Origin of the sequence: Vibrio sp. SSH13-20 (assembly GCF_040104475.1) — a bacterium.
GTDB lineage: Bacteria > Pseudomonadota > Gammaproteobacteria > Enterobacterales > Vibrionaceae > Vibrio > Vibrio harveyi.
Genome location: NZ_JBECOU010000001.1, coordinates 496,327 through 505,418, shown reverse-complemented (window position 1 = coordinate 505,418; position 9,092 = coordinate 496,327). Strand labels below are relative to the sequence as shown.

6 protein-coding genes are annotated in these 9,092 nt (G+C 46.4%); all 6 read left to right on the top strand.

Features of this window, described 5'->3' with window-relative positions; all coding sequences use genetic code 11:
- Positions 1-8: 8 nt before the first annotated feature.
- The 6 genes from ABMY42_RS02445 to ABMY42_RS02420 are packed head-to-tail and all read left to right on the top strand — an operon-like array spanning position 9 to position 9,069.
- Complete coding sequence (locus ABMY42_RS02445) at positions 9-362, top strand: hypothetical protein (RefSeq protein ID WP_349265914.1); 354 nt, start codon at positions 9-11, stop codon at positions 360-362.
- 12 nt (positions 363-374) lie between these two features.
- Positions 375-1,724, top strand: a complete 1,350-nt coding sequence (locus ABMY42_RS02440; protein ID WP_009704725.1) for an HlyD family type I secretion periplasmic adaptor subunit — start codon at positions 375-377, stop codon at positions 1,722-1,724.
- 3 nt (positions 1,725-1,727) lie between these two features.
- The gene (locus tag ABMY42_RS02435) at positions 1,728-3,959 is read left to right on the top strand and encodes a response regulator (protein WP_039839709.1); all 2,232 of its coding nucleotides are present in this window, start codon (positions 1,728-1,730) and stop codon (positions 3,957-3,959) included.
- Positions 3,934-5,358, top strand: coding sequence for a TolC family protein (locus tag ABMY42_RS02430; protein ID WP_017821589.1), 1,425 nt, complete (start codon positions 3,934-3,936; stop codon positions 5,356-5,358). The genes ABMY42_RS02435 and ABMY42_RS02430 overlap by 26 nt, the downstream gene beginning before the upstream one ends.
- Positions 5,348-6,934 (top strand): ATP-binding cassette domain-containing protein, encoded by a 1,587-nt coding sequence (locus ABMY42_RS02425; RefSeq protein ID WP_349265913.1) that lies wholly within the window; start codon positions 5,348-5,350, stop codon positions 6,932-6,934. Before ABMY42_RS02430 ends, ABMY42_RS02425 begins: the two co-directional genes overlap by 11 nt.
- On the top strand, positions 6,931-9,069 hold the full coding sequence (locus ABMY42_RS02420) for an ATP-binding cassette domain-containing protein (RefSeq protein WP_005442632.1): 2,139 nt from the start codon (positions 6,931-6,933) through the stop codon (positions 9,067-9,069). The genes ABMY42_RS02425 and ABMY42_RS02420 overlap by 4 nt, the downstream gene beginning before the upstream one ends.
- The last annotated feature ends 23 nt before the right edge of the window (positions 9,070-9,092 follow it).

The following is a 9,092-nucleotide window of genomic DNA, read 5'->3' as shown; positions in this document are numbered from 1 at the left end:
TGATAAACATGACGAATCTGTTGCGCTCAGTCGACAACAGCCACAAAGGGCTGCAATTGCTATTGGGAGATTTTTATAAGGATTTCAGCAGCGCGGCGATCAACATCGAAATGCTGCATAAACAAAACCGTTTTGAAGAGCTGAGCGGCTACTCAAAAAAGCTGAAGACTATTCTCGTATTGCTTTGTGATGATGATTTACCACCCAAGATGGCAAAGCTGGAACATTTAAGTAAGCACCGCTTTCCCGCACCTAATGAACTGATTGAGGACATCAAAACTGAGCTCAATAACGTGAACAAACAAATAAGCCAGCTGTTAGATATCGAAAACTCTATCGATAACAACACTGATGATGAATAACAGAGGTGGATCATGAGTAACAAGCAGATCGAACACCACCTCAGAAAAGCACTCGTTTCCAATAACGAGTCTTCGAAGGTGACCGCAGACGATACGATCGTGCTAGCCAGTGCGATGACCAGCGTACACAAAACATTGCTGGTTATCTTTTTGCTTTCAATGGTGGCGATCGCCGTGGCGTCTCAAGCTCGTATCGACATTGTGGTGTCGGTGCGCGGTGAGTTATTGCTGGAATCTGACGTAGAAAAAGTGCAACACCTTGAAGGCGGTATTCTCGAAGAAATGTTAGTGCGCAAAGGCGAAGTGGTTTACGAAGGTCAACCCATTGCGCGAATTCGTTCTTTGGATAGAAACACTCAACTCGATACGGTGAACACAGAAATCATTCAGCTCGAGTTAGACAAACTCCGTTATGAAAGCCTGCGCGATATGGTAGAGCCCGATTTCTCTGCCTACATCGAAAAATACCCAGAATTGGTTCAGGTAAACATGAATACCTGGCAGCAAGAGTTTTCCAAAAACCGATCTAATGAAGAGTTGATCACTCACGACATCAATCACAAGAACTCGTTGATTGATTCTATGCTTAAGCGCCGCAAAAGCTCCGAGAACCAGCTTTCTTTGATTCGTAAGCAGCTCAATATCAAGAACACCTTGTACAAAGAAGAAATGGCATCTTATGTCGATGTTCTGAATATGCAGGTTCAAGAGTCAAACATGGTGCGTGAAATTGAAAATCTCGATGAGTCGGTCATGAATGAGCGCTTCCAACTCGACAAGCTAGAGAAGCAATACCGAGACTTGGTGGAAAATCGCAACTCCGAATACCAAGCGCAAATCATTCAAGCGAAGAAAGATCTCAAGCTGAAACGCATTCTTCGTCCTCAACACTCAGACAAAGTGGATCGCCTTGTGGTCTACGCCCCTATTGATGGCGTGGTGGATAAAGTGCATTTCAACTTCCGTTCTGCGGTGATACCGCCGGGGGAAAGTATCGCGGACATTGCGCCGATCAATAACTCCCTTCATGGCGAAGCGAAGATTCCACGTAAAGACATGGGCTTTGTTGAAATCGGGCAGGCAGTCAAAGTGAAGATGGACACCTACAACTTTGCCAAATACGGATTTTTGGAAGGTCGAATCGCGTCGATCAGCCGTTCGTCCTATGAAGAAGAGGACGCTGAATTCTACCTCGCTGAAATCCAAATCAGCCAAAACTATCTAGAGCGTGGAGGCACACAATACAAACTGTCCCCTTACATGGAGTTTACCGCCGACGTGAAAACAGGGTCACGTCGGGTTATCGAATACGCTGCGAAGCCGGTTATGTCGGCTATCGAAGACGCGTTCGATGAGAGGTAATGGATGAGTAACAAACCTTCCTACAATATTTCCGTTCCTGTTATGCGCCTAAGCATTGCTTTCAGCTTGGTGCTGGCTGCCCTCGCCTTTTATTTGTATGTATCTTGGGAAAAAGTGGATTCAGTGGAGCAAGTGCAAAACGCGCCTCTCTTGGTTCAAGCTCAACAACTCAACCAAACCATCGAACTTGATATCCAAACGCTTCAACGCTGTTTAGCCGCGCGTTATTGCAGTACAACAGAGCTCGATTTTGAGGTTCTGAAGAACGAAATTGACCAGTTTAAATCTCTCGCGTCACTCAACAAAACCGAGTTTAGCTTGGTGGGCGCGACCGAATATACGCAACTTGAATTGGCGATTAATCGCTTCTCGGACAGCTCAAAAACGCGTGACGATGTGTTGGCACTGTATCTCTCGCTCACCAATAACTACCTACAAATGGACGACAACTATCGCACCATGTTTAACAACCATGCGAGCGACCTAATGATGGAGAAAAACGAGTTCTTCATTTGGTTGTTTATGGTTGTTGTCGTACTGGTTGGTATCGCCGTTCTATCGAATTTGGTGGCAATCCTTAAACTGAGAAAATCCAGTTCGAATGAGCGCGACATTGACCAAGAGTTCGATGGGCTTTATCAAGAGCTCAAACAACTGGATTTACAAAGGCTGGAAGAGTTGCTGAACGAAGTGAGCATCAATCCGAAGCAGCGTCAGATCTACTCTCACCTAAAACTGATTTTCAGCAAACTCGAAGAGCAAAAACGCAATAACGATCTCTACAAACAGCTCTATGCTCTTATTGGTTACGAGATTCGTGGCATCACCAACACCATTAACGGCGGCGTGCAATACCTCGTACAAGAGACCGATGAGAGCGGCGTGTTGATGGCACAAGATATAACCTCGGCGGCCAATACCCTGTCTGAATTGGCAGAGAACTACAACCGACTCATTTCACAAGGGACCGAGAGCAAATCGAAAGAGTTTTCACTGCTTAATGTGCTGTCTGAATTGATGATTCACATCAGTTCAAAAGTACAACGAAATGAAGGTGAATTAGACTGCTTTATCTCGGATAACCTACCAAACCGTGTTGAAGGGCAATCCACCAGCTTATTCTGGGTGTTGTTCCTACAGCTATCGAACGCCATCCAACTCAAAGCCGACAAGAAACTGTTTGTCACCATTGAATCTGGGGCGGCGTCAGACATTGAAAACACTCGCTTGACCATCAATCTAAATTTCTTAACCACTCTGGATGTGCCGTTTGCCAAGCTCAATACCCTACACTGGAGCGACCATAAACAGCACACTGCAACCAAAGACGATTTGGCGAAAAGCGTACTGAAAGATTACGGCTATTACGAGAGCCATTGGTATCAATCGGGCAATCAGGAACGTTTTCAAATTCAGCTCGATTTGAAAGCCAAAAGCTTCCACACCGAGAAAACTCGCTTCGACAATAAACGTTTGTTGCTGTGTGCCAACTCTCAGCTGCGCATTGATGTAATGAACAAAATGTTAGTCAACTTGGGCTTGGAGATCACGCCAATTCGAACGCCGAACGAGCTCTTCTCTGCTGCAAAAACCTTTGGCGAATACGACGCCATCATGCTGACTGACACGTTCGAGCCAAACAAGCTGCCCTCACTGAGCAAAACGGTGAAATCGCAACTGCGCAATCACCCGAATACTAAATTGCTGCTTTCAGTTACTAGCACTCAGCAAGCACAAGAGAGCCATACCTTTGTCGACAAAATTCTGAACTCTCCTGCGATTCCGTATGAGTTCATCCCCAATCTGTTAGCAATCATGGAAGCGGAAGCCTCTGAAGATCAGATGGAGAACAGCTCATTCCTGATTGTTGAGGATGACCGTGTTCAACAGATTCTACTCAAACGTATTTTGAGCAAGCAAGAATACGAAGCCGACACCGTTGGCGATGGCGCAGACGCCGTTCAGCACTTCATGAACCAGCGCTCGGATATCATTTTTATGGACTGCATCATGCCGGGCATGGGCGGTATTGAAGCAACCAAACGCATTCGACAATACGAACAAGAAAGCGGACAGAACCCTTGCACCATTATAGGTGCGACAGCATTGACCAGTAGTAATGAACACCAAGCTTGTATCGAAGCTGGAATGGATTACGTGATCAGCAAACCTTATAAAAACGACGAAATCATCAAGGTGATCAACAAGTATGTGGCGGTACAGAAACTTAACTAGCTGCGTATTGGCAGCGCTTACATTGAGCAATGCTCCTTCGGCAATGGCGACCACCTTGCTTGAGGCGGTCAAACTCGGCTTGGAAAACAATTTATCTCTGCGCGCTAGTGACAAAGGCGTGGAAGAAAACGAATACAACATCGACATTAGCCGTTCTAAGTTCCTGCCCTCTTTAAACGGTGCCGCTGATACCACATGGAATGAAAACGAGACCATATTAACGGGAACACCGGATACGCGTTCTAGCTACAACTCAAACAGCTACAGCGTGTCTTTATCTCAATCGGTGTTTAACCTTGGCGACATCTTCAAATACGGCACCGCAAAGCTTGATTTCAACATTGAAGAAATCAAGCACGAGAACAAAATCCAGAGCACCATTTCTGAAATCGCGACGCAATATTTCGAGTACCTGAAAAACAACGCGCAAATCAAAGCCACCAAAGTCGAGCTTAAATCGTCTGAAACACGTGAGCGCCAAATGCGTCGCAACGTGGAGCTTGGCAACACTGCGGCGAGCGAGTTGTATGAGGTGATTGCTCAGAAAGAAGGCATTGCCAATCGCTTAAGAACCTTAGAGAAAGACCGACGCGTAATTTTGAACGGTTTGGAAATTCAAGTTCAATATCCAGTCACCCCATCGCAGGACATCTACGAAAGCGTACCCTTGGCAGAAATCAGCGAGTCCGAACAACGTGCGATTCTTGAACAAGCTTTGAAGCTCAATAACGATTTATTGGTTGCGAAGAAAACCGTAGAACGCAGCCGAAGAGGCTTGAAAGAAAGCGGTTCAAACTTTGTGCCGACCGTATCGCTTTCTGCCAGTTACCGTTACGACGACGCGAACAACTATGACCGAACCGACCCAACCGCAACAGGAGACAGTAACTCCACCAGCGTCGGTTTGAACTTGAATGTGCCGATTTTCTCCGGCGGCTCGGATTACTACGGTTATCAAAAATCGTCGACTGCCATCGAGCGAACCGAGCTACTGTACCAAGATTCGTTGTTCACGACGCGCAATAGCGTTAACACCTCGGTACTCAACATCAATGACTTCTCCCGCGCCATCAGCAGTTACGAGAACATCATTCGTGCAAACTACGCTTCCTACAAAGGCATTCAACGCGCTTACCAGCTTGGTACGCGAACCATTACCGACTTACTGGCAGCGGAAAGTAAACTGTTTAGTGCGCTACGTGATTACGAGAGCGCACGTTATGACTACATCATTGAATCGATCAATCTTGAGCAAATCAAAGGCATGCTGTCGGTGCAATCCATCGAAAGCATCATGCAGTTGATGAGCGATATCGAAGGCAGAAGCAATCAAGACTTAGTTCCAAAACACCTTCTCTCCAAACCATCGATTAAGAAAGGAGGTCGCAATGCAAACTGAGCATTTTTCCCAGAAGATTAACTTTGCTGACAAGTGTTATCTGACTTTCTCAACGGTCATCTCAACGCTGTTTGGCTTAGTACTGCCCTTTTCGATACTGATTATTTTTGACCGAGTTTTACCTAACCAAGCCAAAGATACGCTGTTTCTTCTGTTTGCCATTATCTTGATCACCATCTTCCTCGACTATCACTTAAAGAATCAGGAAGAGAAGATTTCGTCTGTGATCATGAAGCAATTCGAAACCAACTTAACCAACAAGGTGTTTCAATCCATCTGTTTGGCTGAGATATCGAAGTTTCGTCACCTAGAACCCGGTGAATACTTAGAGCGTATTGCCACCATTCCAGAGATTAAATCCTTCTTTGGCGGAGAATCTGTACGGGCATTGATCAACCTTGCCGTCAGCATGCTGACCATTCTGATTATTGGTCTGATCAACATCTGGGCAGGGGTGACCATCTTGCTCGCCTCCATCGTTTTGGCGGTGTTCGCACTCAGTCTTTCCAAGCAAAAAATCAACAGCCTAGAAAACAAATCCGACATCGAGGGCTTAACCACCTCAAAAATCATCGAGATCATCTCTAGCCCACTCGATATCAAAGCGCGCAATATGGAATATCGCGTTGAGAGCTTGATGACACAAATGGTGGAAGAGCGTGAAGTCGAGAACATCAAATACGAGCAGATCGAATCAAACTTCAGCCTTATCTTGTCGCTCATACAACAGCTCTCCATCGCTTGTGTGGTGGTAGTTTTAGCAACGGCAGTTATCAACATGCAATCTAGCCAAGGCATCATGGCAGCCATCATCATGCTTACCAACCGCTACTTTGCCCCATACCAGCAAGTGATGCGCACGGTGAGCCGCTGGGAGTTGAACAAGCTTCACATTCAACGTATCGCCGAACTGCTTGAGCTTGCGGCATCTGTAGAACAACAAAATGACACGACAGAAGTCGAGCGTATCTCGGTGAAGTATTCGCAAAAACAACGCATCGAGTTTGAACGCGGTCAGGCTTACTTGCTGACGGGGAAAAGCGGCGCAGGCAAAACCCACCTCGCCAATTGCATTACGCGGCAAAACACCGACAGCAAACTGGACATTCAAATCAACGAGACACCGCTCGATGACGTTAATTACAACGTCTGGCGCAATAGCGTGCTCATGGTCGACAAAACCAGCTCGTTCGTCGAAGGGACCATCATCGACAACCTGACTTGTTTCCGCCCGAGCTTAAACAACACCGCATTTGCGCTTTGCGAAACCATGAACATAAAAGCACAAATCGATGCCCTTCCCGCGGGTTTTTACACCGAGCTCAAAGGGCATTTACGCAACCCATTCTCGCGCCAAGTTGCTTATGCCTTGCTGCTAGTGCGTGCCTTACTTGCGAACAAACGTGTGTTGATCTTCGACGACATCGACTGTGTTTATGACGACGACTTTGCTCGATTGGTTTTGACCAGTACCGCCTATCGCGCCAACGACAAAATCCTCATCATCGTCAGCAATAAGATGGACAAACTCAATCATCGCCTCAAACGCGTCAAACTTACCGGAGGTGACCAATGAGTATTTTGGTTGATTTTAATAATGTCCCTCAGCGCTTGTTGGACTTTGAGGCTCGCAGCTATGACGAGCGATACAATCAGTCACCTTTGATTCGTGGTTTAGCTTACACCCTCATTGCACTTGAATGGGAAGGCACACCTTCTATCCTCAGTGATGCTTTTATCCCTAAACCAAAAGACAGCGACAGTTTTATCGCCACCATTGAACGCCTTGGTTACCGTTGTGACGTCACTAAATTAAAAACGTTGGAGCACATCGAGGGGCACCCTCATCCTTGTTTTATCGAGATAGAAAACCTCACTGCGATTTTCTTGGGCACTAAAGACGGCAAACTGATCCTGTTTGATTACACCAATAACAACACCATTGAATACCCGCTTTGCAAAAAGCCATGTTTGTTAGTCTCGATCAGCGAATACTCGCGCTTGTTCCGAGAGCCGCCACCTGAATCTCAAGACCGCAGTAACTGGATTAAATACGCGTTTTATCGCTACAACAATGAACTCAAAAGCTTGATTATTCTGAGCTTTGTCATCAGTATCCTGGGCGCGCTCCAACCCTTCTTTATCATGAGTGTGTACAACTTCGCCTTGACGTCTAGCTCCCAAGCCACGCTCTATTGGCTCACGTTGTTTGCCGTGATTGTTGGGTTCTCGGAATACTTTTTTAAGAAGATGCGAGTCAACATCATTGCCACGTCAGGTAAAGACTTGGCGGTACACATTTCTCAAGCGGTTATATCCAAGCTGCTATGGCTCCCGTATGCGATGACATCCACCGCCGGCGTGTCTTCTCAGTTAGCGCGTTTAAAAGACATCGACACATTTCGCCGATTGGTAACGGCAGAGTCGACCTTGAGCTACTTCGACATGCCGTTTGTTATCGTGTTCATTGTCGCGATTGCCATCATGTCAGGAACCGCAGCATTGGTCGTCATGGCGGGTTTGATTCTGATGTTGGTGTTCTGTGTTTATTCTCGTTACATCTATTCACAAGCCACGTCTAAGAGCTCTCGCGCTAACGCCATGGTTTCTTACCAATGGAATGAAATTCTTCGCGGCATCAAAACCATCCAAGGCTTGCCACTGTTGCGCGTTATTCAATCTCGCTTCAGTGCTTCACACATGCAAAGCACCAACGATGCTGAAAACGTTGCGGTGACCAACAGTAAGGTTCAAGCCGCAGGTGGCAGTTTGATTCAGGTGATCGGTACCGCAAGTATCGTGACCGCGGTTATCGGCGTAATGGATGGCACATCTGATGCCGGCGCCATGCTTGCCACCGTGATTTTAGTCTGGAAGGCGTTAGGTCCGATAATGGGTATCTACAACTCCATATCTAAATTCCAATCCATTAAGGCGTCCTCTGCGCAAATCAACAACCTTATGGCGATGAATGATGACAAGCTAACGTTGGAGAAAAGCCCCCCTATTCGCCTCTTCCAAGGCAGCATTGTCGGCAGCGGTGTAAGCCATCGCTACACTGGCGCAGCAACGGGCTTAACCAATCTCGGGTTTAAAATTGCCCCAGGGGCGAAAGTGGTGATTTGTGGACCGACTGGTTGCGGCAAAACCACGCTAATCTCCATTCTTGCGGGTTTAGAGGATAGATACCAAGGCGCAGTGTCGGTAGACGGCTACAACATCAAACAGTTCAACAGTTATCGCTACCGAACCTCGATTAACTACATCCCGTTTAATTTGCATATTTTTGAAGGCTCTCTGGAGACTAACTTCATCTTGCATAATGGACTCATCCCTACAGAAAAGATGCAAGAGATGGTGAGCTTTTTCGAACTCGATGCGTGGTTGCCAGAAGGATTGAACACTCAGCTAAGCGTAGATAAATGCAAGAACTTACCTAACGGTATTCAACAGAAATTGCGCCTCGCGCTGGGGCTTGGAAGCTGTGAACAATCACTGATCATCATTGATGAACCATTTAATGGCGCTGAGCAAGAAAATGCTCAGTACTTCAACCGCTTGTTCACCGATAAATTGCTAAACAAAACCGTGGTGTTCTCTACCAATGATCCGGGGTTGATCGCCACTTCGAACATGAGTTTGGTATTAGAGCCGGACGGCAACTTGAAATATTTTGGCTTAACAGACAAATACTTAAACAGCTTAAGTTAATACTGTGGCGCTTATTCACAATT